The organism is Saccharopolyspora endophytica, from assembly GCF_018070075.1.
Lineage (GTDB): Bacteria > Actinomycetota > Actinomycetes > Mycobacteriales > Pseudonocardiaceae > Saccharopolyspora > Saccharopolyspora endophytica.
The window spans coordinates 645,332-672,280 of record NZ_JAGPXE010000001.1; the positions used below are offsets into that span (position 1 = coordinate 645,332).

27 protein-coding genes are annotated in these 26,949 nt (G+C 70.2%); 15 read left to right on the forward strand and 12 right to left on the reverse strand.

Annotated features, from left to right (window positions below):
- The first annotated feature begins 99 nt into the window (after positions 1-99).
- Genes KBO27_RS03150 through KBO27_RS03160 form a run of 3 tightly spaced genes read left to right on the forward strand, consistent with a single transcriptional unit; the run spans position 100 to position 3,513 of the window.
- Entirely contained in the window at positions 100-306 is a 207-nt protein-coding gene (locus tag KBO27_RS03150; RefSeq protein WP_210968423.1) for a hypothetical protein, read from the forward strand.
- On the forward strand, positions 306-2,879 hold the full coding sequence (locus KBO27_RS03155; RefSeq protein WP_210968424.1) for a hypothetical protein: 2,574 nt from the start codon (positions 306-308) through the stop codon (positions 2,877-2,879). Before KBO27_RS03150 ends, KBO27_RS03155 begins: the two co-directional genes overlap by 1 nt.
- Before the next feature lie 31 nt (positions 2,880-2,910).
- Positions 2,911-3,513 carry a hypothetical protein gene (locus tag KBO27_RS03160; RefSeq protein ID WP_210968425.1) on the forward strand — a complete coding sequence of 201 codons (603 nt, stop codon included), beginning with the start codon at positions 2,911-2,913 and terminating at the stop codon, positions 3,511-3,513.
- 43 nt (positions 3,514-3,556) lie between these two features.
- On the opposite strand, the gene KBO27_RS03165 is transcribed toward KBO27_RS03160, so the two are convergent.
- Both KBO27_RS03165 and KBO27_RS03170 read right to left on the reverse strand, forming a co-directional pair.
- Entirely contained in the window at positions 3,557-4,318 is a 762-nt protein-coding gene (locus tag KBO27_RS03165) for a hypothetical protein (RefSeq protein ID WP_210968426.1), read from the reverse strand.
- Positions 4,319-4,403: 85 nt separating this feature from the next.
- Complete coding sequence (locus KBO27_RS03170) at positions 4,404-5,237, reverse strand: dienelactone hydrolase family protein (RefSeq protein WP_210968427.1); 834 nt, start codon at positions 5,235-5,237, stop codon at positions 4,404-4,406.
- A gap of 177 nt (positions 5,238-5,414) precedes the next feature.
- Here KBO27_RS03170 and glmS point away from each other — a divergent pair, with 177 nt between their 5' ends.
- The 6 genes from glmS (at position 5,415) to KBO27_RS03200 (ending at position 12,505) form a co-directional block, all read left to right on the forward strand.
- Positions 5,415-7,277 carry a glutamine--fructose-6-phosphate transaminase (isomerizing) gene (gene glmS / locus KBO27_RS03175; protein ID WP_210968634.1) on the forward strand — a complete coding sequence of 621 codons (1,863 nt, stop codon included), beginning with the start codon at positions 5,415-5,417 and terminating at the stop codon, positions 7,275-7,277.
- Positions 7,278-7,319: 42 nt separating this feature from the next.
- A complete protein-coding gene (locus tag KBO27_RS03180; RefSeq protein WP_210968635.1) occupies positions 7,320-8,843 on the forward strand; it encodes an NAD(P)H-hydrate dehydratase in 1,524 nt (507 codons plus the stop codon).
- A gap of 204 nt (positions 8,844-9,047) precedes the next feature.
- A complete protein-coding gene (alr, locus tag KBO27_RS03185; protein ID WP_210968428.1) occupies positions 9,048-10,199 on the forward strand; it encodes an alanine racemase in 1,152 nt (383 codons plus the stop codon).
- A gap of 127 nt (positions 10,200-10,326) precedes the next feature.
- On the forward strand, positions 10,327-11,421 hold the full coding sequence (locus KBO27_RS03190) for an alpha/beta fold hydrolase (RefSeq protein WP_210968429.1): 1,095 nt from the start codon (positions 10,327-10,329) through the stop codon (positions 11,419-11,421).
- Positions 11,418-11,891 (forward strand): tRNA (adenosine(37)-N6)-threonylcarbamoyltransferase complex ATPase subunit type 1 TsaE, encoded by a 474-nt coding sequence (tsaE, locus tag KBO27_RS03195; RefSeq protein ID WP_246536111.1) that lies wholly within the window; start codon positions 11,418-11,420, stop codon positions 11,889-11,891. The genes KBO27_RS03190 and tsaE overlap by 4 nt, the downstream gene beginning before the upstream one ends.
- On the forward strand, positions 11,888-12,505 hold the full coding sequence (locus tag KBO27_RS03200; RefSeq protein WP_210968430.1) for a DedA family protein: 618 nt from the start codon (positions 11,888-11,890) through the stop codon (positions 12,503-12,505). The genes tsaE and KBO27_RS03200 overlap by 4 nt, the downstream gene beginning before the upstream one ends.
- 60 nt (positions 12,506-12,565) lie before the next feature.
- Here the strand turns inward: KBO27_RS03200 and KBO27_RS03205 are convergent, their stop codons facing one another.
- Positions 12,566-13,339, reverse strand: coding sequence for an IclR family transcriptional regulator (locus KBO27_RS03205; RefSeq protein ID WP_132682618.1), 774 nt, complete (start codon positions 13,337-13,339; stop codon positions 12,566-12,568).
- Between the two features lie 227 nt (positions 13,340-13,566).
- Between KBO27_RS03205 and aceB the strand changes: the two genes are divergently transcribed.
- From aceB to KBO27_RS03230, 5 genes are all read left to right on the forward strand, one after another.
- On the forward strand, positions 13,567-15,153 hold the full coding sequence (aceB, locus tag KBO27_RS03210) for a malate synthase A (protein ID WP_210968431.1): 1,587 nt from the start codon (positions 13,567-13,569) through the stop codon (positions 15,151-15,153).
- Positions 15,154-15,277: 124 nt separating this feature from the next.
- Complete coding sequence (locus KBO27_RS03215) at positions 15,278-16,462, forward strand: DUF6986 family protein (RefSeq protein ID WP_443705977.1); 1,185 nt, start codon at positions 15,278-15,280, stop codon at positions 16,460-16,462.
- Positions 16,463-16,794: 332 nt separating this feature from the next.
- The gene (locus KBO27_RS03220) at positions 16,795-17,496 is read left to right on the forward strand and encodes a PP2C family protein-serine/threonine phosphatase (RefSeq protein ID WP_210968433.1); all 702 of its coding nucleotides are present in this window, start codon (positions 16,795-16,797) and stop codon (positions 17,494-17,496) included.
- A 239-nt stretch (positions 17,497-17,735) separates the two neighbouring features.
- Entirely contained in the window at positions 17,736-18,839 is a 1,104-nt protein-coding gene (locus KBO27_RS03225) for an alcohol dehydrogenase catalytic domain-containing protein (RefSeq protein WP_210968434.1), read from the forward strand.
- Positions 18,840-18,922: 83 nt separating this feature from the next.
- The gene (locus KBO27_RS03230; protein ID WP_132676981.1) at positions 18,923-19,240 is read left to right on the forward strand and encodes a hypothetical protein; all 318 of its coding nucleotides are present in this window, start codon (positions 18,923-18,925) and stop codon (positions 19,238-19,240) included.
- An 86-nt stretch (positions 19,241-19,326) separates the two neighbouring features.
- Here the strand turns inward: KBO27_RS03230 and KBO27_RS03235 are convergent, their stop codons facing one another.
- From KBO27_RS03235 to KBO27_RS03275, 9 genes are all read right to left on the reverse strand, one after another.
- Positions 19,327-20,241 carry a serine/threonine-protein kinase gene (locus KBO27_RS03235; protein WP_210968435.1) on the reverse strand — a complete coding sequence of 305 codons (915 nt, stop codon included), beginning with the start codon at positions 20,239-20,241 and terminating at the stop codon, positions 19,327-19,329.
- 8 nt (positions 20,242-20,249) lie between these two features.
- The gene (locus tag KBO27_RS03240; RefSeq protein ID WP_210968436.1) at positions 20,250-20,468 is read right to left on the reverse strand and encodes a hypothetical protein; all 219 of its coding nucleotides are present in this window, start codon (positions 20,466-20,468) and stop codon (positions 20,250-20,252) included.
- Positions 20,469-20,731: 263 nt separating this feature from the next.
- Positions 20,732-21,787 (reverse strand): S8 family serine peptidase, encoded by a 1,056-nt coding sequence (locus tag KBO27_RS03245; RefSeq protein ID WP_210968437.1) that lies wholly within the window; start codon positions 21,785-21,787, stop codon positions 20,732-20,734.
- A gap of 173 nt (positions 21,788-21,960) precedes the next feature.
- Positions 21,961-23,292 (reverse strand): nucleobase:cation symporter-2 family protein, encoded by a 1,332-nt coding sequence (locus tag KBO27_RS03250; RefSeq protein WP_210968438.1) that lies wholly within the window; start codon positions 23,290-23,292, stop codon positions 21,961-21,963.
- A 250-nt stretch (positions 23,293-23,542) separates the two neighbouring features.
- On the reverse strand, positions 23,543-24,433 hold the full coding sequence (gene pucL, locus KBO27_RS03255; RefSeq protein ID WP_210968439.1) for a factor-independent urate hydroxylase: 891 nt from the start codon (positions 24,431-24,433) through the stop codon (positions 23,543-23,545).
- 3 nt (positions 24,434-24,436) lie between these two features.
- Complete coding sequence (uraH, locus tag KBO27_RS03260) at positions 24,437-24,781, reverse strand: hydroxyisourate hydrolase (protein WP_210968440.1); 345 nt, start codon at positions 24,779-24,781, stop codon at positions 24,437-24,439.
- On the reverse strand, positions 24,778-25,278 hold the full coding sequence (gene uraD / locus KBO27_RS03265) for a 2-oxo-4-hydroxy-4-carboxy-5-ureidoimidazoline decarboxylase (protein WP_210968441.1): 501 nt from the start codon (positions 25,276-25,278) through the stop codon (positions 24,778-24,780). The genes uraH and uraD overlap by 4 nt, the downstream gene beginning before the upstream one ends.
- Before the next feature lie 171 nt (positions 25,279-25,449).
- The gene (locus tag KBO27_RS03270; protein ID WP_210968442.1) at positions 25,450-25,812 is read right to left on the reverse strand and encodes a helix-turn-helix domain-containing protein; all 363 of its coding nucleotides are present in this window, start codon (positions 25,810-25,812) and stop codon (positions 25,450-25,452) included.
- Between the two features lie 10 nt (positions 25,813-25,822).
- Entirely contained in the window at positions 25,823-26,071 is a 249-nt protein-coding gene (locus tag KBO27_RS03275; RefSeq protein WP_210968443.1) for a thiamine-binding protein, read from the reverse strand.
- A 64-nt stretch (positions 26,072-26,135) separates the two neighbouring features.
- On the opposite strand from KBO27_RS03275, the gene KBO27_RS03280 reads away from it, so the two are divergent.
- Positions 26,136-26,936 (forward strand): hydroxypyruvate isomerase family protein, encoded by an 801-nt coding sequence (locus tag KBO27_RS03280; protein ID WP_210968444.1) that lies wholly within the window; start codon positions 26,136-26,138, stop codon positions 26,934-26,936.
- The last annotated feature ends 13 nt before the right edge of the window (positions 26,937-26,949 follow it).

The following is a 26,949-nucleotide window of genomic DNA, read 5'->3' on the forward strand; positions in this document are numbered from 1 at the left end:
GGGTTCGGGGCAAACGCCGGTGAGTTCTCATCGGCAGGTGGAAGCATTCGCGCTGCGGCGGATCCTGTCCGCGATCAGCACAGCAAGAACATCGCCGACATGGGGATGGGGCAGGCCGACTTCGGCAAGGCCCATGGCGAGAACTTCCAGCCCTACGACCAGGCGATGAAGAAGATCTCCAAGTGCGTCGCGAGTCTCGCCGACGGCATGGACGACTTCGCCGGAAAGCTGGAGAAGACGGGCTCCGGCTACACCTGGTCCGACGCCGACGCGGCCAGCACCGTCGGAAAGTCCGGGGGTAACTGATGGGCGACGACTCCAAGAACCCGAGCTGGGAAGAAATCAAGAAGGTCCTTGACGACCCAAACGTTTCTGATGACAAGAAGCGCGAACTCGCCAGTACCTACGCGGCTGAAGACGACGCAGCCTTGTTCGGGATCCGTGATGAGGTCGAGCCCTATCTTGCGAAGTATGACGATGGGTATTGGTCGACTCAGGGCGACTGGTGGGTTGGTGATCCTGATAAGGAACTCCAGGACGTCTACAACGATGCCAAGAAGGACGCGGACGCTGCTTCGAAGAAGGAGCAGCAGCACGACCAGGCCGTCAAGGACGGCAAGGGCAAGCTCGAGGACGTCAAGCGCAAGTCCGAGAACGGCGAAAACGGTGGTGCGGGCGCTAAGTCCGGTGACGAGCTGCTCGATGCGGGCAAGCCGGGGCTGAGGTTCTTCGATACCTGGGTCCCGCTCTACGAGAAGATCCAGAACGACTACAACGACAAGAGCAAAGTGCTCAAAGTCGACAAGATCCACGAGCGGTACGACGAGCAGCGCCAGCTGAACTTCGACAAGTTCGCCAAGAACATCGAAGATTTGAAGAGCGCTGAAAAAGGCATGCGTGAGTCCGTGCAGACCATGTCCGACAAGCTGGGCGGCTTGTGGAAGAGCTGGACGGGCGGCGCCTCAGACGCTTCGCAGGAGTTCTTCTCGTCGAAGTTCACGCCGACCGCGCAAGAACGTGTGATCCAGAAGGTCAGCGACGCTGCCTCGATGACGCAGGACACCGTGAAGTCCGTGTCGTCGATCATTCGGGACAAGGCCACCGCTGCGCTGGAGCTCGACAAGTTCTCCGAGCGCATCGGCGAGAAGGCCGAGCAGGACTGGGACACCACAATCTCGGTGGCCAACGGAACGGACGACGACACCACGCTGCGCAAGGCGTGTTCCATCTGGGGCATCGAGATCGAACAAGGGTGCGATGGCGACCTCGATGAGCAGGTGAAGCGCAAGATCGAGGACGAGTGCCGAAAGGTGGTTCGCGAGACCTTCGCCAAGTCCGTCGAGGATTCTTCCCAGCAGTTCGTGAAGATGTGCGACGACACCAAGAAGAACATCAACGACGCGTGGAAGAAGCTCAACGACGAGTTGGGCAAGGCCGAGGAGAACCCCTTCCAGAACCCGGGGCCGGCCGACAAGGGCGGTGACCAGAAACCCGGTGGTCAGCAGCAGCCTGGTGGCCAGCAAGGCGCTGGTGGCGCCGGCAGTGGCGGCGGGGCCGGTGCTGGAGCCGGCGGTGGCGCTGGTGCGGGTGCAGGCGCCGGCGGGAGTGCAGGCGCTGGTGGGGGTGCCGGAGCCGGTGGCGGCGCGATGCCTCCCACTCCGGAGATGCCCAAGCCTCCGGAAATGCCGGAGATGCCGCAGGTTCCGGGCATGCCGGGCCAGGGCGGACCGGGCGGGCCCGAGGGAGAGAAGGTCACGCTCGGCGAGGGCCAGAACGCCGTGACCGTCCAGGAGCCGGGCGCGGACGGCAAGACCCAGGTCCAGCTGACCGGGCCGGACGGCCAGCCCAAGACGTACGCGGTCGACTTCGGGCAAGGCCAGCCAGGTCAGATGCCCGGCCAGCCAGGAGCGGCGCCCGGCGGTGTGCAGGCGATGCCCGCTCCCGCGCCGGGGGCACCCGCTCCGGGTGGCCCGCAGCCGATTCCTGTCCAGGCGGGACCGGACGGACGCGCCGTCATCCACGAGGGCGATCGCACCATCACGCTGGAGCAGGGGCCCGGCGGTGAGATGAAGGTCAGCGTCGACAACGGCGGGGGTCAGCCCCCGCTGAACCAGACGATCGACTTCGGTGACGAGCCGCAGCCGCCGAACCTCGGTGCGCCAGGTGCTCCGGCAGGCGGCGGGATCATCGGTGGTCCGTACCCGGCCGAGCCGCCGCAACCCGGAGTCCCGCCGGTGGAGCCGGGTGTTCCCCCGGCCGAGCCCGTCGCTCCGGCCGCTGCCGCGCCACCACCCGCGCCCGATCTCGCGGGGCCCGGTGCGGCAGGTGGTTTCACGACGATGCCTGCGCCGGACACCAGCGGTTTCACCACCATGCCTGCGGCGAACACGACCGCTGAGCCGGTTCCGGGCTCCCCGGCCGCGACCACCGCGCAGGCCGCGGGTGTCGCTTCGTCGGCGCCTTCCGGCGATGGCGTGCAGAACTCCTTCGGGAGCATGGCGGGTGACCTCTTCGGTGGTGCCCCGGACGCGGCGTCTCCCGCGCACTCGGGTTCCAGCGGTCTTTCCTCGCTGGGCGGCGGCGATCCAGCCGGAGGTGCGGCACAAGGCGCGGGTTCGACGGGGCTTTCCTCGCTCGGCGGTGATCCAGGTGCGGGTTCTCAGTCAGGTGGCTCGCAGAGCGGTCAGGGCGGTTCCTCCGCGATGGGCGGCGGAATGATGGGCGGCATGATGGGTGGTGGTCAGGGTGGCCAGCAGGGCGGCGACCAGGAGCGCACCAATGCCAGCCCGTGGCGGACCGAGGGCCAGCTCTTCGACGACGGGGTGGACGCGTCGAACGTGCGCTTCCGCTCGGTGCTGGGTGAGGACCGGGACAAGTGAGCCCGGTGGATACCGGTGAAGGGGTGCAGCGGTGACCGCGATCAGTGAGAACGCCAAGGCGTTCCGCAACGCGATGGAGGGCTTGGCACGGGAGAACTCGGCGAGCGTCCGCGCCGTCGAGCAGAACTGGGCCGATACCGCGAAGGCGGCGGACAAGTCCGCGCAGGAGACCACGGAGAAGGGCCAGAAGCTTCTGGCCCGCATCCGCGAGCGGGCCGAAAACCTCCGCCGCGCAGACGAGAAGTCGGGCGTGCAAGAGATAGCCATCGGTGAAGAGCCCGAGGCCGAAGACCCGGACCCGGAGGTCGAGCGCTTCTCGCAGCGGCTGTACGCGGCGCAGAAGAGCAAGGCGGAAGAAGCGGCTGCGACGACAGCGCAGTCAGCGGAAGCCCCAGCCCAGCAAGGCAATTTCGGGGCGCAGCAGGGGAACTACGGCCAAGGGGCCACACAGCCCCCTGCGCCGCCGGACAACGGGTGGAACGTGCAAGCAGGCCGTTTTGGCCGGCGGAACGAGCAGCAGCCGGCCCCGCCGCCTGCTGCGCCGAAACCGCCTGCTCCCCCCAAGCCCGCCCCGCGACGGCAGCCCGCGTTCGACGACGACGATGACTACGAGAACCAGAGCTGGTTGCGCTGACCGCGTTTTCGGGCCGTGATCCGCTGGATCACGGCCCGAATCGTCACTGCTGCGGGTAGCCGCCAGGGGGTTGCTGCGGGTATCCCGGTTGTTGGTGGACGCCCTGCGTCGGATAGTTCGGTTGTTGCGGAGCCCCTGGGGCCGGAAAGCCCACCGCAGTGGCAGGCTTGGCCGCCTTGGGCTTCAGTGCGGCCTTGACGGGCGGTAGCAGTGCGATGACGAGCACGATGAGGGCCAAGACGAGCACCGTCACGTACTCGACGTCTGCGGCTCCGGTGGTAGAGCCACGGTTCGCTTCGGCGTGCAGTGCGGTGGCGACGCGGAAACCCATCATGATCACACCGAGACCACCACTGATCATGCCCGCCAGGGGCGCTAGCGAGTGGCGGAGGAAGAACAACAAGGCGCTGACAGCGATGCCAAGAGCGGTCAGGAATCCGACCACGCTCGTGACCCAGTACAGAGCATCGTTGATCCCAGCGTTCGTCTCGCCGGTGATTCCGCCCATCATGCCGATGGCGTTGTCGATGTAGCCGAACGCGAAGATCAACGAGATCAGTGCTGCGACAGCGCTGACGGCCCCGGCGACGAATGCGGCTTTGGGCGAGCCACCACGTTGCGGCTGTTGTGGATAGCCCTGCTGCGGGTAGGGCTGCTGTGGATAACCCTGTGGATACCCGGCCTGCGGCTGCGGATGGGCGGGTTGCTGGGGGTAAGCCTGCGGCTGTGGATAGCCCTGCTGGGGGTATCCCGGCTGCTGGCCAGGCTGCTGGGGCTGGCCGTACGGGGGCTGCGGGGGCGTCATGGTGCCTGATTGTCGCGCACCCTCTGACCGCTGTGGGCGAGATCCGCACCGAGAGCTCGCCGCGGCGGGCGGGTTCCGGGCAGGTCTACGCGGCGAGTTTTCCGTGGGTGTTGACCTGGTCGATGGTGGCGCCCTTGATGTTCTCGTTGAGCAGGAGGTCGCCTCGGCGGTCGTTGGCGAGGGCGCGGAGGAAGAACGCCGTGAGCAGGCCCTTGGCGATGCGCTGGGTGTGGTACTCCGGTTTGCCGTGCAGCAGGAGCTGGGTCCAGTGCACACCTTCGGTGAACCCCAGGTGGGTGGCCTTCTTGATGGTGCGCATCTGCACCGGTCCGCCCCAGGCGCGCGAGATCGGTTCGGCGTTGGCCACCGGGGGCGTCAGCAGGTCTTCGCCCGCGGCGAGGTGCAGCGCGGGGGATTTGACCTTCGCGGCCGCGTCGAGGGCCGACGGGAGGGTCTCGGCCGCGGCCAGCGTCGCCACCGCCTTGATGCGCGGGTCTTCGGCCGCGGCCAGGACCGCGCAGCCGCCGCCCATGGCGTGACCCGCCGCGCCGAGCTTGTTCGGGTCGACGCTGATCCGGCCGTCGCCGAGCCGGACCCCGGCGGCGATGTCCAGCGCGGTGCGCATGTCCTCGGCGTAGAGCCGGTGGGAGGCCAGCGGGCCGCGGTGGGTCGCCGGGGAGACCACGACGATCCCCCAGCTGGCCAGGTGCCTCATCAGGGCCAGGTAGCGGCGCGGCGGCTGCAGCAAGCCGTGCCCGAACACGACCGCCGGCAGGTTCGTCCCCGTGCGCGGGGTGCAGACGATGCCGGGCAGGCCGACCAGGGCCAGGTCGCCGTGCAGCACGTCGTGCGGGCCACGACGGGACAGCTCGACGAACGCGTGCTTCGCGGAGGGCAGCTTCTTGGCTTTGCGCGCCATGGTCGACAACGGTAGCGGATCTACGCCGACGCGCGCGTTGTGAGCTCGCAGCCGTGATCCAATCGCTCCGCGGCCCCGGATGAGTGGATCTCGGCGGCTCCGGGAGCCCGCCGGAGCGATGTGGGTCACCCGGGCTCCGTCATGTTCTGCTCGGTCGGAATGGCTACCCTGACTCGCGTGTGCGGCATCGTGGGTTACGTAGGACATCGCCAGGCGCTGGAAGTCGTGCTGGGCGGACTTCGGCGACTTGAGTACCGGGGTTACGACTCGGCAGGCGTGGCGCTGCTCGACGGTGAGGGCGGCCTCGCGGTGGAGCGGGCGGCCGGAGCGCTGTCGAACCTGGAGAAGAAGCTCGCCGAGAGCGACGGCTCCCGGTTCGAGGGCAACGGCGGCATGGGACACACCCGGTGGGCGACCCACGGTGCGCCCACCGACCGCAACGCCCACCCGCACCGGGACTCCGCCGGCCGCGTCGCGGTGGTGCACAACGGCATCATCGAGAACTTCGCCGCGCTGCGGGCCGAGCTGGAGGCCGACGGCGTCGAGATGGCCAGCGAGACCGACACCGAGACCGCCGCGCACCTGGTGTCCGCCGCCTACGCGGCAGGACCCACCGCCGGTGACCTCACCGCCAGCACCTGCGCCGTGGCGCGACGCCTCGAAGGCGCGTTCACGCTGGTCGTGACGCACGCCGACGAGCCGGGCACGATCGTCGCCGCGCGCCGCTCCTCGCCGCTGGTGGTGGGCGTCGGCGAGGGCGAGCACTTCGTGGCCTCCGACGTGGCCGCGTTCATCGAGCACACCCGCGACGCGGTGGAGCTCGGCCAGGACCAGGTCGTCACCATCACCCGCGACGGCTACCGGGTCAGCGACTTCGACAACACCGAGGTCGAGGCCAAGCCGTTCCGCGTGGACTGGGACCTCTCGGCCGCCGAGAAGGGCGGCCACGACTACTTCATGCTCAAGGAGATCGAGGAGCAGCCGGAGGCGCTCGCCGACACCTTGCGCGGGCACTTCGCGAACGGCCAGATCGTCCTCGACGAGCAGCGGCTCACCGAGCAGGACCTGCGCGACATCACGAAGGTGTTCATCGTCGCCTGCGGCACCGCCTACCACTCGGGCCTGCTGGCCAAGTACGCCATCGAGCACTGGTGCCGCATCCCGGTCGAGGTCGAGCTGGCCAGCGAGTTCCGCTACCGCGACCCGGTCCTGGGCCGCGACACCCTGGTGGTGGCGATCTCGCAGTCCGGTGAGACCGCCGACACCCTGGAGGCCGTGCGGCACGCGCGGACCCAGCGGGCGCGGGTGCTGGCCATCTGCAACACCAACGGCGCGCAGATCCCGCGCGAGTCCGACGCGGTGCTCTACACCCACGCGGGCCCGGAGATCGGCGTGGCCGCCACCAAGACCTTCCTCGCGCAGATCGCGGCGAACTACCTGGTCGGGCTGGCCCTGGCACAGGCTCGCGGCACCAAGTACTCCGACGAGGTGGCGCGCGAGTTCGACGAGCTCGCCGCGATGCCCGAGGCCGTGCGCGAGACGCTGTCCACCGTCGACCAGGTCCGCAAGCTCGGTCAGGAGCTGGCGGACTCGAAGGCGGTGCTGTTCCTCGGCCGCCACGTCGGCTACCCGGTGGCCTTGGAGGGCGCGCTCAAGCTCAAGGAGCTCGCCTACATGCACGCCGAGGGCTTCGCGGCCGGCGAGCTCAAGCACGGCCCGATCGCGCTGATCGAGGACAAGCTCCCGGTCGTGATCGTGATGCCGTCGCCGACCGGCCGGGCGCTGCTGCACGCCAAGATGGTGTCCAACATCCGCGAGATCCAGGCGCGCGGCGCCCGCACGATCGTCATCGCGGAGGAGGGCGACGAGGAGATCAAGCCCTTCGCCGACGAGCTCATCACCATCCCGGCCGTGCCGACGCTGCTGCAGCCGCTGGTGTCCACGATCCCGCTCCAGGTCCTGGCGGCGGAGATCGCGCGCGCCCGCGGTTACGACGTCGACAAGCCGCGCAACCTCGCCAAGTCCGTCACCGTCGAATGACACCATCCGGGAACGGTTGACCGTTCGGCGAGAGGGCTCGTGATGCAGGGCGTGTGGACTCCTGACCAGATCCGGGGTGCCGAGCAGCGGTTGTTCGCGCGGACTCCCGAGCCCGCCGTGATGCGCCGGGCCGCCCACGCGGTCGCGGGGCAGTGCGCCCGGATGCTGGCCGACCAGACCGGTGGCGTCGCCGGTCGGCGGGTCGCGTTGCTGGTCGGGGCCGGGAACAACGGCGGCGACGCCCTGTGGGCGGGCGCGTTCCTGCGTCGGCGCGGGGTCGGGGTGACGGCCGTGCTCCTGGCACCGGACACGACCCACGAGGCCGGGCTCGCGGGGCTCCGTCGCGCGGGAGGCCGGGCGGTCGCCGCCGAGGGCGCGAACGCCGACACCTCCGGGATCGGGGCCGAGGCCGCCGACGCGCTGGAGCGGGCGGACCTGGTCATCGACGGGATCGTGGGCCTCTCGGCGCGCGGGCCGTTGCGCCCCACCGCCGCCGAGCTGGTGCGGCGGGTGCTGGTGCCGATCGTGTCCGTGGACCTGCCCAGCGGTGTCGATCCGGTGAGCGGAGCCGTGGAAGGGCCTGCGGTGTCGGCGGATCTGACCGTGACCTTCGGCGGGCTCAAGCCCTGCCACGTGCTCGGGGCCGGGGCGGTGCGCTCCGGCGAGGTCACCGTCGCCGGCATCGGCATCACCGAGGAGCTGCCCGAACCGGAGATCGCGCTGCTCGACGCCGCCGAGGTCGGCGAGGAGTGGCCGATCCCCGGACCGGCGGACGACAAGTACAGCACCGGGGTGGTCGGCATCGCCGCCGGTTCGGCGACCTACCCGGGCGCCGCGGTGCTCGCGACCGGCGCCGCCGTGCAGGCCACCGCGGGGATGGTGCGCTACGCCGGTCCCGCCGCGGACGAGGTGCGCACCCGCTGGCCGGAGGTCGTGGGCACCGGCTCGGTCGGGGACGCCGGTCGGGTGCAGGCGTGGGCGGTCGGACCGGGCATCGGGCTCGGTGCGAGCGGTCGTGACGTGCTGCGCTTCGTCCTGGAGTCCGGGCGCCCGGTGTGCGCCGACGCCGACTCGATCACGATCCTGGCCGATGACGAGACCATGTGGGACGCCCGCGATCCCGACGCTCCGCTCGTGCTGACCCCGCACGCCGGGGAGTTCGCGCGGCTGGCCGGTGAAGGTCCTGGCGTCGACCGGGTCTCGGCCGCCCGCGAGGTCGCCGCCCGCTACGACGCGTTCCTGCTGCTCAAGGGCAACACGACGGTCATCGCCGCACCTGATGGGCGGGTCGTGGTCAACGACGCCCGCCAGGCGTGGCCCGCCACGGCGGGTTCCGGGGACGTGCTCACCGGGCTGATCGGAGCCCTGCTCGCGGCCGGTGTCGAGCCGCTGCGGGCGTGCGGTCTCGCCACCCACGTTCACTCGTTGGCGGCCGAGCTCGCCGCGCACGGCGCCACCGGTGACGGACCTCGCTCCGAGGCGGGAGCGCCCATCGGCGCCTCATCGCTGCTGGCCGCGGTTCCGCACGCCATCCGCGCGGTCCGGGACGCCGCTCTGCCCTCCTGACACGAGGCGCCCGTTCGAATTTCGCGCGAAATTCGAACGCTGAACTTCGGACTCGAATTTCGCGCGAAATTCGAACGTTTTCCACCCGATGGTGGGAAGTCGCGTGGGCGTTTCCGGTCGCCTGCGTCTCGTTAGTGCGTTGAGCTGCGCAAAGGCGATGTGGGGCGAAGGGTGGGATGCCGGATGTGGGACCATGGGCCAGCCATGAGTGACCAGCACGCGTACCGCGCCGACCTGCGGATCGATGTCGACGCGATCCGCCACAACGTTCGGGTGCTGGCGGGTCGTGCCGAAGCCTCCGGTGCTCGGACGATGGTGATCGTGAAGTCCGACGGCTACGGTCACGGCGCGCTCACCGTCGGCAGGGCGGCTCTGCAGGCCGGGGCCGACCGGCTCGGCGTCGCCGCGATCTCCGAAGCGCTCCAGCTGCGCGAGGGCGGGATCACCGCGCCGGTGCTGTGCTGGTTGTTCACCGAGGCCGACGAGTTCGGCCCCGCCATCGCCGCCGACATCGAGCTGTCCGCGTCGTCGCAGGCCACGCTGGCCCGCATCGTCGCAGCGGCCGCCGCGCAGGACCGCGTCGCGCGGGTCCACCTCAAGATCGACACCGGGCTGGCGCGCAGCGGGTGCCCGGCCGAGCTGTGGCCCGCGCTGGTCGAGGCCGCCGCGAAGGCCGAGGCCGACGGGCACGTCAGCGTCGAGGCCGTGTGGTCGCACCTGGCCTGCGCCGACGAGCCCGGTCACCCGTCCATCGACATGCAGGCCGAGCGCTTCCACCGCGCCTACGAGCAGGCTCGGGCGGCCGGGCTCGACCCGATCCGGCACCTGGCCAACTCCGCCGCCGTGCTGACCCGGCCCGACCTGCACTTCGAGCTGGTCCGCCCGGGCATCGCCGCCTACGGCCTCGACCCGGTCCCGCAGGCCGGTGACCACGACCTGCGCCCGGCCATGACCTTCCGCTCCTCGGTGTCGCTGACCAAGCGGGTTCCCGCGGGCGAGAGCGTGTCCTACGGGCACTCGTGGACGGCCGGGGCGCCCACCAACCTGGCGCTGGTCCCGGTCGGCTACGCCGACGGCGTGCCGCGCAGCCTGTCCGGCCGCATGGAGGTGTGGCTGGCGGGCAGGCGGCGGCCTGTGCGCGGCCGGGTGTGCATGGACCAGCTGGTGGTGGACTGCGGCGACGACGAGGTCTCCGAAGGTGACGAGGTCATCGTCTTCGGCGCGGGCGACCGGGGAGAGCCGACCGCCGCGGAGTGGGCCGACGAGCTCGGCACGATCCACTACGAGATCGTCACCGGGATGTACCGGCCGCGGGTGACCAGAACGGTCGTGGACTCCGAACTGGAGGTGTCATGACCGAAATGAGTCGTTTCGCCCAGATCAGCGCCCGGGAAGTGGGGCGCAGCACACAGAGCGCTGTGCAATCGGGGCCGCGTTCTGTAACGATCTTCACGTTCCGCCGCCGGAGCCGAGTGGAGGCGACGTGAAACCGGTGTGGCAGGCATTGGCCTGGACGAGCGGGGTGATCGGGGCAGCGGTCACCGGCGCCGCCGTGGGTGTGGCCGCGCACAGCACGCGTGCTGCGGTGCAGCGCAAGGGTGAGGACGCCTTCGTGGAAGAACCTCTTGGCAGGCTCCGCCCCGACCGGCACTCCACCGTCGCCGCCGACGACGGCGTCCCGCTGTCGGTGCAGGAGATCGGTCCCGCCGCGGGCGGCGATCCCGCGCTGACCGTGGTGTTCGTGCACGGCTTCGCGCTGGATTCCCGCTGCTGGCACTTCCAGCGCCGCGATCTGCCCGACCTGCTCGGGCCCAAGGTGCGGCTGGTGCTGTTCGACCACCGCAGCCACGGCCGTTCCGGCCACTCCAGCAAGAAGAACAGCACCATCGACCAGCTCGGCCGCGACCTCGACGCCGTCCTGCGCGCCGCCGCCCCGCGCGGCCCGATCGCGCTGGTCGGCCACTCGATGGGCGGCATGACGATCATGGCGCTGGCCGAGCAGAATCCCCGGTTGTTCGCCGACCGGGTTCGCGCGGTGGCGTTCGTGGGCACCTCCGCCGGTCAGCTCGGCGAAGCGGGACTGCCGCGCACCTGGCTGTCGCGCGCCAACCCCGTCCCGCGCGGACTCGCGCTGCTGTCCGAGCTCAACCCGGGCCTGGTCGAGCGCACTCGCAAGATGGGCGACCGGCTGGCGTGGAGCATCATCCGCGCGCTGTCCTTCGGGGACCGCAAGGTGTCCCCGGCGGTGGTGGACCTGATGGCCGAGATGATCGGCGCCACCACGGTGGAGGTCGTCACCGACTTCCTCGAAACGATCAGCCTGCACGACCGCAAGACGGCCCTCGCGGCGCTCAACACCTGCGAGGTGCTGGTGCTCAGCGGCGATCTCGACAAGCTCACGCCGTTCACCCCGCACGCCGAGGTGCTCGCCGGCGAGCTGCCGGACGCGACGCTGGTGAAGGTCGAAGGCGCCGGGCATCCGGTGATGCTCGAACGCCCCGAGCTGGTCACCGACGAGATCGTGGCGATGCTGCGGCGCGCCACCGGGATGAAGTTCAAGAAGGGGACCGGGAGTTGAACGCCGCGCTGAGAACCGTGGAACTGCCGCAGGAATCCGACACCCTGGAGTTCGGCCGCCGTCTCGGCGCCGCGCTGCGGGCGGGCGACCTGCTGCTCCTCGACGGGCCGCTGGGCGCCGGCAAGACCGTGCTGACCCGCGGCGTCGCGGCGGGCATGGGGGTGACGGGCAGGATCACCTCGCCGACGTTCGTCATCGCCCGCGTGCACCGGCCCGACGGCGACGGTCCCGCGCTGGTGCACGTCGACGCCTACCGGCTGGGCGGGCTCGACGAGATCGACGACCTCGACCTGGACACCGACCTCACCGACGCGGCCGTGGTCGTGGAGTGGGGCGAGGGCTTGGCCGACCAGCTCTCCGACACCCACCTGATGGTGCGGCTGCGGCGTCGCGAGGACGACGTCCGCGAGCTCACCCTGGAGCCGCACGGCGAGGGCTGGACGGAGCGGCTGGGCGAGCTCACCGGGTGACGGAATTCCTGGCCGGGTTCCCCGGTCTGCTCGCGCTCGCGATCGCCGCGGCCGTGCTGTTCGCCGAATCCGGTTTGCTCATCGGGGTTTTCCTGCCCGGATCGGGGACGGTGCTGGCGCTGGGCTGGCTCGCCGGGCAGGGCGCACTGCCCGTCTGGGTGGCGGCGCTGACCGCGTCGCTGGCCACCATCGCCGGCTGCCAGCACGGCTTCTTCCGCGGAGCTCATCCCGGTGCGCTGAACCGGCGCCTGGTCGACCGGGTCGGCGAGCAGCGCGTGAAGCGCATCGAGTCCGCGATGGACGGACGCGCCGAACCGACCACCGCGATCTCCCAGTGCTTCGCCGTGGTCCGGACCCTCGTCCCGCGGCTCGCGGGCCGCTCCGGCATGCCCCACCTGCGCTTCACGGCCTGCAACGTCCCCGTGGGCGCGCTCTGGGGCATCGGTCTCACCCTCCTCGGCGCCTTCTCCGGTGAGGCGTACACCCGGATCCACACCGCGGTGGGGCTCCTCGGTCTTCCTCTCGTGGCCGTCGCCGCGGTCGTCCTCGGCCTGGTCTGGTGGTTCCGCCGTCGCCGCGATTTCAGTGGAAATCAGGGGTCCGATCTCCACTGAAATCCGAAGCACCCCTCGATGAGGTGACTCGGCGTCGGTGCGTCCGGGAGGAGGACCGGGTCAGGCGGTGGCGCTGAGCTCGGTGGAGAGGTCCTTGGCGAGGCGTTGCATGAGCGGGATGACCTCGTCGGTGGTGATCCTGGTCATGCGGCCCTCCGGACCCGAGATGGAGATGCCCGCGCCCGCCGGGGCGCCCGGGACCGCCACCGCGTAGCAGCGGACGCCGACCTCCTGCTCGCCGTCGTCGATGGCGTAGCCCTGCTTGCGGATGCGGTCGAGCTCCTCGTGCATCGCCTCGACCTCGGTGATGGTCCGCTCGGTCTGCGGGTTCATCGCCGTGCGGGACAGCAGCTGGGTGACCTCGTCGCTGGGCATCGTGGCCATGACGGCCTTGCCGACGGCCGTGGCGTGGGCGTCGACCCGGCGCCCGACCTCGGTGAACATCCGCATCGAGTGCGGCGAGGGCACCTGGGCGACGTAGACGATCTGCGCGCCGTCGAGCACGGCCATGTTCGCCGACTCGCCGGTGACCTCGGTCAGCTCCGCCAGGTACGGCCGCGCCCAGGAGCCCAGCGCGCGGCTGGCGGTCTCGCCGAACCGGATCAGCCGCGGTCCCAGCGCGTACCGCCGCGAGGGCTGCTGCCGGGCATAACCGCTGTTCACCAGGGTCCTGATGATGCGGTGGATGGTGGGCAGCGGCAGTCCGGAGCGCTCCGCGAGTTCGGACAGCGCGACCTCACCGCCGGCATCGGCCATCAGTTCCAGGAGCTCGAAGGTGCGCTCGACCGACTGCACCCCGCCGCCCTGGTTCGCCCGCCGTGGGCCAGTGGTCATCGCAGAACTCCCTCTCCCGGATCCAGTCGAAGTCTAGTTCGTGGTGCGTGCGCCAGCTCATGTTGCTTTCGACGCTATGTGGAAACTAACATCCACGATGCAGAATTTCATGAGGATGTTCTTCGCTTGTGACGAACCTGCTCGCGGGTGCGCGCCGGCTCGTCACGCGGCAAGGTGAGCCATCAGCCACCGTCTGAAATCCGGCAGCAGAAAGAGGTGGACGATTCATGTCCGAAACGGCAGGGGTGAAGGTCCTCGGCGGCGCCGTCGAGCGCGGCGATGAGATCCTCACCGCCGAGGCGCTGCAGTTCGTGGCCGGCTTGCAGCGCGCTTTCGGCGCGCGGCGCGATGAGCTGCTCGAACGTCGCAAGCAGCGTCGCGCGGAGGCCGCTGAGAAGGGTCGCCTGGACTTCCTCGAGGAGACCAAGCACGTCCGCGAGGGTGACTGGCAGGTCGCCGCGCCGCCGGCCGACATCGCCGACCGCCGCGTGGAGATCACCGGCCCGACCGACCGCAAGATGGCCATCAACGCGCTGAACTCCGGCGCCAAGATCTGGCTGGCCGACCTCGAAGACGCCAACACCCCGCACTGGGACAACGTCGTCTCCGGTCAGGTCAACCTCTACGACCTCGTCCGCAAGCAGATCGAGCTGCACGTCCCGGGCGGCAAGTCCTACACCCTGCGCGACGACGTCACCCACGCGGTGCCGCTGGTGCGCCCGCGCGGCTGGCACTTCGACGAGAAGCACATCGAGGTCGACGGCAAGCCGGTCGTGGCCGCGCTGGTCGATTTCGGCCTGCACTTCTTCCACAACGCCCGTGAGCTCATCAACCGCGGCAGCGGCCCGTACTTCTACCTGCCGAAGATGGAGAGCCACCTCGAAGCGCGGCTGTGGAACGAGGTGTTCACCCACGCGCAGAAGGAGCTGGGCATCCCGCACGGCTCGGTGCGCGCCACGGTGCTGATCGAGACCTACCCGGCCGCGTTCGAGATGGAGGAGATCCTCTACGAGCTGCGCGACCACTCCGCGGGCCTCAACGCCGGTCGTTGGGACTACCTGTTCAGCGTCATCAAGACCTTCCGCGACTCCGACAAGTACATCCTGCCGGACCGCAACGCGGTGACCATGACCGCGCCGTTCATGCGCGCCTACACCGAGCTGCTGGTGAGCACCTGCCACAAGCGCGGTGCCTTCGCCATCGGCGGCATGGCCGCGTTCATCCCGACCAAGGACGACTCCAACGCCGCGGCGATGGAGAAGGTCCACGCGGACAAGAAGCGCGAGGCCGGCGACGGTTTCGACGGTTCGTGGGTCGCGCACCCGGGCCTGGTGCCGATCTGCTTCGAGGAGTTCGACGCGGTCCTCGGCGACAAGCCGAACCAGATCGAGCGCACGCGCGAGGACGTCAGCATCACCGCCGACCAGCTGCTCGCGGTCTCGGAGACCCCCGGTGACAAGACCATCGAGGGCCTGCGCGGCGCGGTGGACGTCGGTGTTCGCTACATCGTGTCCTGGCTCGGCGGCAACGGCGCGGCGGCGATCCACAACCTGATGGAGGACGCTGCGACCGCCGAGATCTCGCGTTCGCAGATCTGGCAGTGGCTGCACAACAACGTGCAGCTGGCCGGCGGCCAGACGGTGACCCTGGAGCTGGTGCGGGAGATCCTGGCCGACACGGAGAAGGCGCTGCGCGCGGAGGCCGGTTTCCCGACCGAGAACCTCTCCAGCGCGGTGGAGCTGTTCGAGCAGGTGGCGGTGGCCGACGACTTCGTCGACTTCCTGACGCTGCCCGCTTACGAGCAGATCGACTGATTCGTCATCGCGGGGGTGCCGGAGAACTCCGGTGCCCCCGCTTTGGTCTATTGGGAGGGTGCAAGTGGCTGAAACCTCGTTGGACTCCGCTGAGGTCGCTCGACGACTGGCGCGTTTATCCACTGTGGACGATCACATGGCGCGGACCTACCCCGGCGCCAGATCCGACCTGCAACCGGTGCACACCTGCTACGTGCCCGCGGACCGGGTGGACGCGACCGTGCTGCGGTCCTGGTCCGACCAGGCGCTGGCGGTGCTCGACGAGCACGCGGCCACTCCGTCCCGGCTGGCCGAGATCCTGGGTCTGAGCCAGGAGATCGCCGAGGCCGTGCACCCCAGGGTGCGGGCGAAGCTGGCCGGTTCTGCGGTGCAGGACCTGCGGATCGACTTCGAGGACGGCTACCGCGCCGGTGCCGAGGACGCCGACGCCGTGCGCACCGCCGGTGTCGTGGCCGACTGGCTGCGCGACGGGGTGGCACCGGCGAACTTCGGACTCCGCGTGAAGTCCTACGACACGCCTGAGCTGCGCGAACGCTCGGTGCGCACGCTCGACCTCTTCCTGACCGCGCTGCTGGCCCGGACCGGCGGAGTCCCGGACGGGTTCGTGCTGACCTTCCCGAAGGTCGTCGACGTCGCGCAGGTCGAGGTGTTCGTGGAGATCCTGGGCCTGCTGGAGCAGCGGTTCGGGCTCGGCGAAGGCGCGCTGCGCTTCGAGATCCAGGTGGAGACCACGCAGTCCATCGTGGACTCCGAGGGCCGGTTCGCGCTGCCGCGCTTCCTGCGCGCCGGGGCGGGACGGGTCACCGGGCTGCACTTCGGCACCTACGACTACACCGCGTCCTGCGGTCTCACCGCCGCCCACCAGCACCTCGCGCACCGCGCCTGCGACTACGCGCGGCACGCCATGCAGGTGGCCGCTGCGGGCACCGGGGTGTTCCTCTCCGACGGCTCCACCAACGTGCTGCCGGTGGGCGACCAGGTCGTCAAGGGTTGGCAGACCCACTACGAGCTGGTGCGGCGCTCGCTGGCGCACGGCTTCTACCAGGGCTGGGACCTGCACCCGGCGCAGCTGGTGACCCGCTACGCGGCGGTCTTCGCCGCCTTCCGCGACTCGGCACCCGCCGAAGCGGCGCGTCTCGCGGCCTACACCGGCACCGGCTCCGCCGAGGTCCTCGACGAACCGGCCACCGCCCGCGCGTTGGCGGCCTCGTTCGTCCGGGCGCTCGACAACGGCGCCACCGACGCCGATGAGGTCAAGGTCCTCACCGGCCTCGCGGAAACCGATCTCCGGGCCCTCGGGCGCCTGTGATCTGCGCTCCCGGCGCGGCGCTGCGCGTCGCGCCGGGAGTTCCGCGGTGGGCGCGGGCGGGTGTGGTCCGAACCGTCCACGATCGACCTCCGGTCGGTTCGGACCAAAACTGCCCGACTCGCGGAGCGATCTGCCCCACCGAACGGCCCGGGCGTTGTTGACTGCGTCGACGACTTCGTGAACTACTTCGCCGATCCCCGCGTTGACATCGGGAGAACGCCGGGACCGCGAGCTCGCGGAGTCCTCGGAGGAGCGTCGGAAAGCCCTGGCCGACGCCCGTGCGGCCTTTCGCCGACACCACGCCAGGGGACCTTCCGAGGAAGGGAACCGCTGTGACCAGCACTCTGCTGTCCGGTTCCGCGACGCACGTCGGCGGCCGGGACAACAACCAGGACTCCATGCTCGTCGCCGAAGGGCTGTTCGCCGTCGCCGACGGCATCGGGGGATTCGTCAAGGGCGACGTCGCCAGCAGGCTCGCACTCGACACCCTGGAGAGCACCTACGCCGCCGACCGCACGGTCGCCGGGCTGCTCGGCGCGGCCCGCGCGGCGAACGAGGCCGTGTGGCTGAGAGCCAACGCCGACGGGACGTCGATGGGCACCACCCTGGTGGCCGTGGCCATGACCACCGACGCGGGTGCTGTCGCGGTCAACATCGGCGATTCGCGGCTGTACCGGTTGCGCGGCGGGGAGCTCGCGCAGCTCACCGACGACCACACCGTGCTCGCCGAGCTGCTGCGCAGCCGCGAGGTCAGCGACGACGACGCGCGCAACCACCCGCACCGGCACGTGCTGACCCGGGCCGTCGGCGTCGGCCCCGAGGTCGAGATCGACCACGCCGAGCTGTCCGCCGAATCCGACGACCGCCTGCTGCTGTGCACCGACGGCCTGTTCAACGCCCTGGAGGACGACGACATCCGGCAGCTGCTGGGCGCCGACGCCGACCCGCAGCGGATCTGCGACCTGCTGGTGGAAGCCGCCCTCGCCGCCGACGCCGACGACAACGTCACCGCCCTGGTCCTCGACGTCCGCTGAGAGCTGTTGGGAATCGCTTTGCGTGGCGGTGCGGGTGGCGGAACCTGAGCGCCTCCGTGGTCTCCGTGCGCCGCTCCTGATGTATGCCAATACACGGCGTCCCGGCGTACTCGCCACGAAGGCGCTCAGAACCCGCGGCGGTGCCAGTGCCTTGGGTGGTGGAAGAGAATGCGGCTCCGCCGCATGCTGAAACAGCTTCGGGGGTTGCTCCAACGGGTTCGGTGTGTGGGGATGGGGGCATGGAGATCCGGGGTGCGGTGCTGCAGGAGTGCGGTCGTTCGGGGCCGTGGGAGATGACGAAACCGCTTGCGGTGACCGAGGTCGAGCTCGACGAGCCCGGTCCGGGCGAACTGCTGGTGCGGATGGAGGCGGCCGGGGTCTGCCACTCCGATCTGTCCGTTGTGGACGGGAACAGGGTGCGGCCGGTCCCGATGCTGCTGGGGCACGAGGCGTGCGGCCGCGTCGAGCGCGTCGGCCCCGGCGTGACCGATGTTTCCGCCGGTCAGCGGGTCGTGCTGTTCTTCGTGCCGCGCTGCGAGGAGTGCGAGGCGTGCCAAGCGCGCGGCAAGCGGCTGTGCACGCCCGGGTGGGCGGCCAACGGCGCTGGAACCCTGCTGTCCGGTGAGCGCCGGCTGAGCTGGGACGGACGCGAAGTGCACCACCACTGCGGCGTTTCCGGATTCGCCACGCACGCCGTGGTCGACCGCCACTCGCTGGTCCCGGTGCCCGACGACGTGCCGCCGGACATCGGTGCGCTGCTCGGCTGCGCCGTGCTCACCGGCGGTGGGGCGGTGAAGAACGCCGCCGCGCTGCAACCCGGCGAGGACGTGACGGTCGTCGGCATCGGCGGGGTCGGGATGGCCGCGGTGCTGGTCGCCAAGGCCCTCGGCGCGGGCAGCATCACCGTCGTCGACCCCCTCCAGAGCAAGCGCGAACGCGGTCTGGAACTGGGCGCGACCAAGGCGCTCACGCCGGACGAGGCCGTCGACGGCGGGAGCCGCAGCGCCGTGGTGATCGACGCCAGCGGGAACGCCCGGGCGTTCGAGACCGCCGTGCAGGTGACCGCACCCGCCGGGCGGACGGTGTCGGTCGGTCTGCCCTCGCCCGACGCGCGGGCCGGCATCTCGCCGCTGGCGCTCGTCAGCGAGACCCGCACGATCATCGGCTCGTTCCTGGGAACCGGCCTGCCGCAGCAGGACATCCCGGAGTACGCCGAGCTCTGGCGGGCGGGGAAGCTGCCCGTCGACGAGCTGGTCTCCGGCAGCGTCGGCCTCGACGGCATCAACCACGCCATGGATGAGCTCGCCTCCGGCCGGGCCATGCGCCAGATCATCCGCTTCTGATCCAGGCGCGTTCGGGCGAAGCGTCCATCACCGGTCGCGCGGCCACGGCACACTGTGCTCCAACGTCGTGGAGAGGACCGGGGATGGAACAGGACGCGCTCGACAAGCTCAAGGACCAGCTGGGCGATCACCAGATCTTCGGTGAGCCCGTCAGCCAGGGCGACACCACGCTCGTTCCCGTCGGCGAGGTGCAGCTCGGCGGGGGCTGGGGCGGACGTCGCGACGACACCGGAGGCGGCGGTGGAGTGCGCGCGCGGGCGATCGGCGCGTTCTCCCTCGCCGCCGACGGGACGGTCTCCTGGCATCCGGCGGTGAACGTCAACCGGATCGTCTGGGGAGGCCAGCTGGCCCTCGCGACAGCCGTCGTGGCCTGCGCCATCGCCTTCCGCCGCCGCCGCTGAACTGGGCTAAGAGCCCACGAAGCCGCTGACGAACCCGCGGCGGTGCGAGCTGAGTCCCACACCTGAAACTGCGGCTCCGCCGCCTCCTAGGCGCCGATCGAGCGGGGGTCCATGCCGGACCAGGCGACGAGCTTGGCGGAGACGTCGGCGATGGTCGGCCGGGACTTGGGATCCGGTGTGAGGCACTCGTCCACGGTGCGCGAGAGCGCCGCGGGCAGCCGGCGGTGGGTGCGCAGCGGTGCTGCCCGCTCGTCGCGCTGCGGGTAGTGGCGGCTGCCGCCCTCGGTGCGCTCGCGGTGCGAGGCCGACGCCCACGGCGTGGTGCCCGACAGCGCCTCGTACAGCGTCACTCCGAGCCCCCAGACGTCGGCGGCGGGCGACATGCGCTCGCCCCTGGCCTGTTCCGGCGAGAGGTAGTCGAACGTGCCCGCCGAGCTCTTCTCGCCGATCCGGCACACCAGGCTCAGGTCCAGCAGCACCGCGCGGCCACCGATCTCGACCACGTTGGACGGTTTCACGTCCAGGTGCACCCAACCGTGCCCGTGCAGGTAGTGCAGCGCCGAGCACAGCTGGATGCCGAGCACCGCTGCGTCGACCGGGCGGAGCCTGCCCAGCTCGGCGATCAGGTAGCTGAGGGTGTGACCGGGCAGCGTTTCGGTGATCAACGCCGGACGTTCGGGTTCGGCGGTGCGCACGATCTCGTAGCCGCGCAGCAGGTGCGGGTGGGTGAGCTGGGTCAGCAGCACGCCCTCGTTGCGGAGCCAGGCGATCGCGCGTTCGTCGGTGGCGCGCTCGGGTCGGATCGTCTTGGCGATGCAGCGGCAGGACCGCTGCTCGCTCCACACGTCGTAGACGTCGAGGCGGCTACCGCGCCTCAGGTGGTCGACGATCCGGTAGCCGGAGGCGAGGGTGTCGCCGGGCGCCAGCGGCGCTCCGGGCGGTCCCCAGCTCTGCTCCGGTTCGCCGGAGTAGTAGGACGGGGTCAACGAATCGGTCAACACCGCTGCGATCAGCTGTGACTGCGGTGCCGGCGGCGGTGGTCGTCGCTGCTGTCGCGGCGACGTCGGTGATCGCTGCTGTCGTGCCGGCGGCGGCGGTGGTCGTCGCTGCTGTCCCGACGGCGTCGGTGGTCGCTGCTGCCGCGGTGCCGGCGGTGGTGGTCGCTGCTGCCGCGCGAATGGTGTTGCTTGGCCGGGGACACCATCTGGAACAGCTTGGAAAGGTCCACTGCGCACTCCCGAAAGTCAGATGATCATTCGGGCCACCGCGGGGGCGGCCCATCAGACCATTGTTCCGTAGATCGAGTGGCCGATGCGACCGGTTTCGGATGAAAAGGGCTTCACGCAGCGAATGAAGAACCGCGGCTGATAATGGCGAACGCCATCACCAGCCGCGGTTCGAGGGAACTCCAGCCCGCACCGGACTGGGACGGGGCCGGAAAACCGCAGTAGTCGGGACCCCGAATACTGCGGTAATCCGCGTCCTCCGGCCTCAGCCCTGGGACGCGACGGCGGCCGCGGCGTCGACGACGCCGTAGCCGTACACCGGGTTGTAGACCCCGCGGAGACCGGCGATCGGGGTGCGCGCGGTGGAGATCAGCGCGTCCTCGATGCCGGCGGCGTCACGTCCTTGCGCGCCCAGCAGCGCGGCGACCCCGGCGACCTGCGGAGCGGCCATCGACGTCCCGGCGAGGGCGTCGTAGTCGGCCTGACCGCACTCCGGCTTGCCCGTCCCGCGCGGGACGCTGGACCACACGTCGCCGTCGCACTCGCCCAGCGACGAACCGCCCGGGGCGGACACCGCGCGCAGGTTGAGCTTGACGCCGAGGTTGGAGTACACGGCGTGCATCTCGTTGGCGTCGGTCGCCGCGACGCACAGCGCGCCCACCTCCCAGGACGGGGTGTCGCACAGTGGCGCGGTCTCGTTGCCCGCCGAGGCCACCACGACGACGCCCTTCTCGCGGGCGTAGGCGATGGCCTCCTTGGTGGCCGCCTGCAGGCCCAGCAGGGTCAGGACCTGGATGCCGGGCTGGGCGCCGAGGCTCAGGTTGATGACGTTCGCACCGTGGTCGGCGGCGTAGCGAACACCCGCCCCGATCTCCTCGAACGTGCCCGAGCCGTTCTCCAGCGCCTTGATGGGCATGATCTTGGCGTCCGGCGCGACGCCGGCGATGCCGACGCCGTTGCCCGCGGCGGCCGCCGCGATCCCGGCGACGTGCGTGCCGTGGACGTCGGATTCCTGGCCGACGCCGTCGGCACCGGTCCAGTCACCGTTGCCGCACGGCCCCGGTGCTCCGCCGCAGGAGAAGGTGGCGCCGGGGACGAGTTTGCCGCTGAACTCGGGATGTCCGAGGTCAACGCCGGTGTCCACGACGGCGATGGTCTGCCCGGCGCCGGTGCTGCCGGCCCAGGCTTCCGGCGCGTGCAGTTGCTGCAAGCCCCACTGCTTGTCGATCAGCGGGTCACCGGCGGCTGCGCCGGCGCTCGCTTGCGTTGCCACCAGCGATAAGCCGACCAGGCTCGCGGTGACCAGGGTCCGCATGCGCATTGCGACTCCCATTGGGTTGGCTCGGCATTTGGCGGATCAACGAGCCGGTCGGCGAATAGTTTCACTCGCAACCGTGATTCAGCCGTTCACCGGGCCAAGTTCCTTCGGCTGGAGCAATGCGGAAGGTGATCATTCCAATTAGGTGAGTTCGAAAGGCGCCCGCCTCGCCGCATTCACGACATCTGCGGTTCGCGCCGCTTGCTGAACAGCAGGTTCAGCAGCAGAGCCGCGATGCAACCGGTGCTGATCCCGGAGTCGAGGACGGTGCGCATCGCCTCGGGGAAGTGGTCGTAGAACGCGGGCGCCACGACCGGGATCAGCCCGATGCCGAGGGCTCCGGCGACGATCAGCGCGTTGTGCGGGTCGCCGAGCCCGGCCTTGCTCAGGGTGCGGATGCCGCTGGTGGCCACCGATCCGAACAGCACCAGCGCGGCGCCGCCGAGGACCGGCTGCGGCACCAGCGAGACCACGGCGCCCGCGACCGGGAACAGGCCCAGCAGCACCAGCACGCCGCCGCCGGTGGCGACCACGAACCGGCTGCGCACGCCGGTCAGCGCGACCAGGCCGATGTTCTGCGCGAACGCGCTGCAGGTGAATCCGCCGAAGATCGCGGAGAGGGCGCTGCCCGCCCCGTCGGCCCGAAGGCCCGCGGCGATGGTCTTCTCGTCGGCGGGCCGGTCGACGATCTCGCCGAGCGCGATCATGTCGGCGGTGCTCTCCATCATCGCCACCAGCATCACGATGCAGATGGACAGCGTGGCGGTGAGGCTGAACGTCGGCGTCCCGAGCTCGAAGGGCACCGGGAGGTTGAACAGCGGCGCCGATTCGAAGGTCGAGGTGTCGACCAGGCCCATCGGCCAGGCGATGAGGCTGCCCACGAGCAGGCCGATGAGCAGCGCGATCCGGTTCAGGAAGCCGGTCAGGAAGCGGTTGAACAGCAGCACCAGCACGAAGGTGACCGCGCCCAGCAGGACCTTCTGCGGTGCCGCGTAGTCGGGGGCTTCGCTGTCCTGCCCGGCGATCCACTTGATCGCCACGGGCATCAGCGACAGCCCGATCAGGGTGATCACGGTGCCGTTGACCACCGGCGGGAAGAACCGCACCAGCCGGGAGAAGTACGGCGCGGCGATGAACGCCAGCACTCCGGCGATGAGCACCGAGCCGTAGACCACCGACAGCGGGTTCTGCGATCCGCTCTGCTGGGCGACGATGGCGAGGATCGGCGCCACGGACCCGAACGTCACACCGTTGACGAACGGCATCCGGGCGCCGATCTTCCACACCCCCAGCGCCTGCAAGGCGGTGGCCAGGCCTGCGGTGAACAGGCTCGCGCCGATCAGCAACGTCATCTGCAGCGGTGGCAGCCCGATGGCCTCGCCGACGATCAGCGGTGGTGCCACGACTCCGGCGTACATCGCCGCGACGTGCTGGATTCCGAAGGCGATCATCCGGGTGGGCGGTAGCACCTCGTCGCACGGGTGCGTGGTGCTGTCGGTTGTGGCCATGTTCTTCGCTCCCAAACCCGCAGGGCTACGTCGTCACGTCACTATCGGCACGAGTTGTTCTTTCCCGGTTTTCGTTGTGTTGCAACGCTATTGCGGACCGCAGTGCACTTTTTGGGTACGGCGGACCGGGCGTCCCACCAGGAACGCCTCGAACTTCAGGGGATTTCGTCGGATGAAGAGCGGGTGCGGGCCGTGAGCAGCGCTCGCGGCCCGCACCGCTGCGCGAGACCAGCCGGTCTGCGGGGAGTTCTCAGAACTCCGCGGTGCTGTACCACGCCATCGGCGCGTCCTCGACGTCGTCGCGGCGGACAACGCCCTCGATGAGGCCGTAGGGGCGGTCGGCGGCGAAGAAGACCTCGTTGTCGTTCTCCAGCCCGAAGGGGGAGAGGTCGACGAGGAAGTGGTGCTTGTTCGGCAGCGAGAGCCGGACCTCGGCCAGCTCCGGGTGCGCCTCCAGCGCGGCCTTGCCCATCTCGTAGAGGCTCTGCTGCAGGGCGAGGCTGTGCGTGGTGGCGAAGGCCTCCAGCATCGTGGCGCGCACGGACTCGAAGCTCTTGGCCCAGTCCACGTCGGTGTGCAGGTAGCGCCAGCGGGCGGTGACCGCGGTGGCCAGGATCCGGTCGTTGGTCTCGGGCAACGTCGTGTACCGGTCCTTCGGGTAGCCCCAGAACTCCGAGCCGGTCGACTTGAGCACCACCAGGTCCTTCAGGCCCGAGACCACGTGCGCCTGGTCGCCGTCGATGGTGACCGCGGTCGTGCGCTTCTCGTCGCTGGCCCGGGAGAACGAGTGGTCGTGACCGGTGCCCTCGACGGGGATCCGCTGCCAGCCGTACTCGTCGATGAGGACCCGCGCGCCGTTGATGCCCTCGGCGGAGGACACGAAGTGCCGGCCCAGCCGCAGCGCGAAGTCCTCGATCTCACCGATCGGCTGCTGCTTGGCGAAGGCGTAGACGGTGTTCTTCTGCGTGTCGGTGGGCAGCACCTTGGCGTTGTCGCCGGACAGGTGCACCTCGTCGAGGTCGCCGCGCAGCGAGGTGCTGACGTTGAGGTCCTTGATGGAGTGGCGCGGCGTCGAGCGGTCCACGGTGACGATGCGGACCTCGGCCTTGCCGTACTGGTTCGGGCCCATGGAGATGCCCATGATTCAGCTCCCTCGATAGGTGGAGTAGGCGAACGGGCTCAGCAGCAGTGGAACGTGGTGGTGCTGCTCGGGATCGGTGATCCGGAAGGTGATGGACACCTCCGGGTAGAACGCGGCGGTGCCTCGCTGGTCGAAGTACTCGCCGGTGTCGAAGGTCAGCCGGTAATCGCCCGCGTCGAGGCGGTCGGGTCCGAGGTCGCGGCAGCGGCCGTCGGCGTCGGTCCGGCCGGTCGCCGACGGAGCTCCGCCCGGCAGGGGTTTCCCGTCGGCGGTCTCCAGCCGGACGGCGACGCTCGCGGCGGGCTTGCCCTGGGCGGCGTCGAGGACGTGGGTGGTCACAGCGCTCATGGTTCGATCACTTTCGCCAGCCGCAGCGCGGCGATCTTGCGGAGTTCGGAGTCGACGATGCGCAGCTCGTCGTCGGGCTTGTTGTCCAGCCGCGAGCGCAGGATCTCCAGGAGCTCCTCGCCGCTGCGACCGCTGGCGCAGACCAGGTAGACGTGCCCGAAGCGGCGTTCGTACTCCACGTTGGCGGCCCGCAGCTCCTCGGCGAGGTCGTCGCTGACGCCGGCCTGCTCGCGGCGGGAGAACTCGGCGCCGCGGCCGGTGTCGGCGGGTCGTTCGCCGATGCGGGGGTGGGCGGCGAGGGCCTGGAAGATCTCGGCGTCGGTGAGGTCCGGGGCGGCGTTCGCGGCGGTCCGCTGCACGGCCTCGGCGTCGGCGAAGGGGCGCGCATCGGCGATGTCGGCCGCCCATCGGGTGATGTCCAGGCAGTTGAGCAGCCTGTCGATGAGTTCGGCCCTAGGTGATTCGTTGAGCCGTCGCACACCGGTGGTGGTAGCCATGCGCTTCTCCGCTGAAGTGGTTCACATGCCGGTTCGATCGTGCCGAGAGAACTCGGTGACCGCAGGTCCGGTCCGGTGCGCAAAAAGCTACGACCACCCCGACGGGGTGTCAACAGTTTGTTGAAAAAGCCAGGTCAGCTATGCCCTGGGGGATGAGCTGCAGGCGTCGGGTCAGCCCCGCGCCTGGTCGCGGTTGAGGTAGTTGTACACCGTGAAGCGGCTGACCCCGAGGGCCTTGGCGACGGTCTCGACCGACTTGCGCATGCTGAACGCGCCGCGCTCCTCCAGCAGCCGGACGGCCTTCTGCTTCTCCGGGCGGGGCAGGTCGGGCAGCTTCGCGCCCAGCTCGGTCTCCACCTCGCGGATCAGGCGGTCCAGGGCGCTGGTGAGCTCCTGGCCCGGCACGCGCACGGCGACCGCCGGAGAACCTTCCCAGTTGAGCACGATGTCACCCGGTTCCCGCTGGTCCACGGGCACGGCTGTGGCCCCGATGTGGTCCAGCAACGGGGCGATCGCGTTGGCCAGCGGATGCATCGTGACCAGCCTAGACCCGGTCGTCCTCGGCGGTGACCTGCAGGGTGATGCGGTTCGCCCCCGCCGCCAGCGCCTTGTCCAGCACCTCCGCCAGCGCGGGCAGCAGCTGATCGCGGTCACCGCTGATCGCCGTGCCCAGCGGGCCGAAGTCCGGATCCAGGCCCGCCGCCAGCAGGCAGTCCCGGGCCGCCAGCGCGTGCGCCGGTGGATCCCCTTCGCCTTCGAACGGTTCCGTGGTGAACTCTGCGCGCAGCATCATCGGACCGACCTCCCTGACCGAGACGGTAGCGTCCGCGTGCAACCACGACCCAGACGGGAAGCCGATGAAGACCGACCGATTCGACGTCAATCTGTCGATCCTGTTCACCGAGCTGGATCTGCTGGAACGACCCGCCGCCGCCAAGGCCGCGGGGTTCGACCGGGTGGAGTTCTGGTGGCCGTTCGAGACCGCCGTGCCCGCCGAAGCCGACGTGGAGAAGTTCATCCGGGCCATCGACGACGCCGGTGTGTCGCTGGTAGGACTGAACTTCTACGGCGGCGACCTGGCCGCGGGTGAGCGAGGAGTGCTGTCCGATCCGGACCGGGCCGGGCAGTTCGCGGCCAACATCGACGTGCTCTGCGAGATCGGCGAGCGCCTCGGTTGCCGCGCGTTCAACGCGCTCTACGGCAACCGCATCGACGGCGTGGACCCGCGCGCCCAGGACGAGGCCGCCACCGAGAGCCTGGTGCGCGCCGCCCGCGGCGTCGCCCGGATCGGCGGTACCGTTCTCATCGAGCCGGTCAGCGGGATCCCGAGCTATCCGCTGCGGACCGCCGCCGACGGGCTCGCCGTCGTCGACCGGGTGCGCGAGGCCGGCGAGGTGGACGCCGTCCACCTGCTGCTCGACCTGTACCACCTGGTCACCAACGGCGACGATCCGAACTCGGTGCTCGACCGGCGCCCAGAAGCGATCGGGCACGTGCAGATCGCCGACTCGCCGGGACGCGGGGAACCCGGCACCGGATCGATCGACTTCGCGCACTACTTCAGCCGGCTCGACGAGGTCGGCTACACCGGCCACATCGGACTCGAATACAAACCCAGCGGCGCCAGTACCGAATCCTTCGGCTGGATCGCGAGCTGAACCAAGGAGGCGT

Bases quoted from the DNA above. Each gene is read 5' to 3' on its own strand.
- KBO27_RS03205 (WP_132682618.1), bottom strand. From the start codon at position 13,339: ATGACCACTGGCCCACGGCGGGCGAACCAGGGCGGCGGGGTGCAGTCG.
- KBO27_RS03165 (WP_210968426.1), bottom strand. From the start codon at position 4,318: ATGACGCCCCCGCAGCCCCCGTACGGCCAGCCCCAGCAGCCTGGCCAG.
- KBO27_RS03150 (WP_210968423.1), top strand. From the start codon at position 100: ATGGGGATGGGGCAGGCCGACTTCGGCAAGGCCCATGGCGAGAACTTC.
- uraH (WP_210968440.1), bottom strand. From the start codon at position 24,781: ATGAGCGCTGTGACCACCCACGTCCTCGACGCCGCCCAGGGCAAGCCC.
- KBO27_RS03270 (WP_210968442.1), bottom strand. From the start codon at position 25,812: ATGCATCCGCTGGCCAACGCGATCGCCCCGTTGCTGGACCACATCGGG.
- KBO27_RS03245 (WP_210968437.1), bottom strand. From the start codon at position 21,787: ATGCGCATGCGGACCCTGGTCACCGCGAGCCTGGTCGGCTTATCGCTG.
- KBO27_RS03280 (WP_210968444.1), top strand. From the start codon at position 26,136: ATGAAGACCGACCGATTCGACGTCAATCTGTCGATCCTGTTCACCGAG.
- KBO27_RS03180 (WP_210968635.1), top strand. From the start codon at position 7,320: ATGCAGGGCGTGTGGACTCCTGACCAGATCCGGGGTGCCGAGCAGCGG.
- KBO27_RS03170 (WP_210968427.1), bottom strand. From the start codon at position 5,237: ATGGCGCGCAAAGCCAAGAAGCTGCCCTCCGCGAAGCACGCGTTCGTC.
- KBO27_RS03230 (WP_132676981.1), top strand. From the start codon at position 18,923: ATGGAACAGGACGCGCTCGACAAGCTCAAGGACCAGCTGGGCGATCAC.
- alr (WP_210968428.1), top strand. From the start codon at position 9,048: ATGAGTGACCAGCACGCGTACCGCGCCGACCTGCGGATCGATGTCGAC.
- aceB (WP_210968431.1), top strand. From the start codon at position 13,567: ATGTCCGAAACGGCAGGGGTGAAGGTCCTCGGCGGCGCCGTCGAGCGC.
- KBO27_RS03250 (WP_210968438.1), bottom strand. From the start codon at position 23,292: ATGGCCACAACCGACAGCACCACGCACCCGTGCGACGAGGTGCTACCG.
- KBO27_RS03155 (WP_210968424.1), top strand. From the start codon at position 306: ATGGGCGACGACTCCAAGAACCCGAGCTGGGAAGAAATCAAGAAGGTC.
- KBO27_RS03225 (WP_210968434.1), top strand. From the start codon at position 17,736: ATGGAGATCCGGGGTGCGGTGCTGCAGGAGTGCGGTCGTTCGGGGCCG.
- KBO27_RS03275 (WP_210968443.1), bottom strand. From the start codon at position 26,071: ATGATGCTGCGCGCAGAGTTCACCACGGAACCGTTCGAAGGCGAAGGG.
- uraD (WP_210968441.1), bottom strand. From the start codon at position 25,278: ATGGCTACCACCACCGGTGTGCGACGGCTCAACGAATCACCTAGGGCC.
- pucL (WP_210968439.1), bottom strand. From the start codon at position 24,433: ATGGGCATCTCCATGGGCCCGAACCAGTACGGCAAGGCCGAGGTCCGC.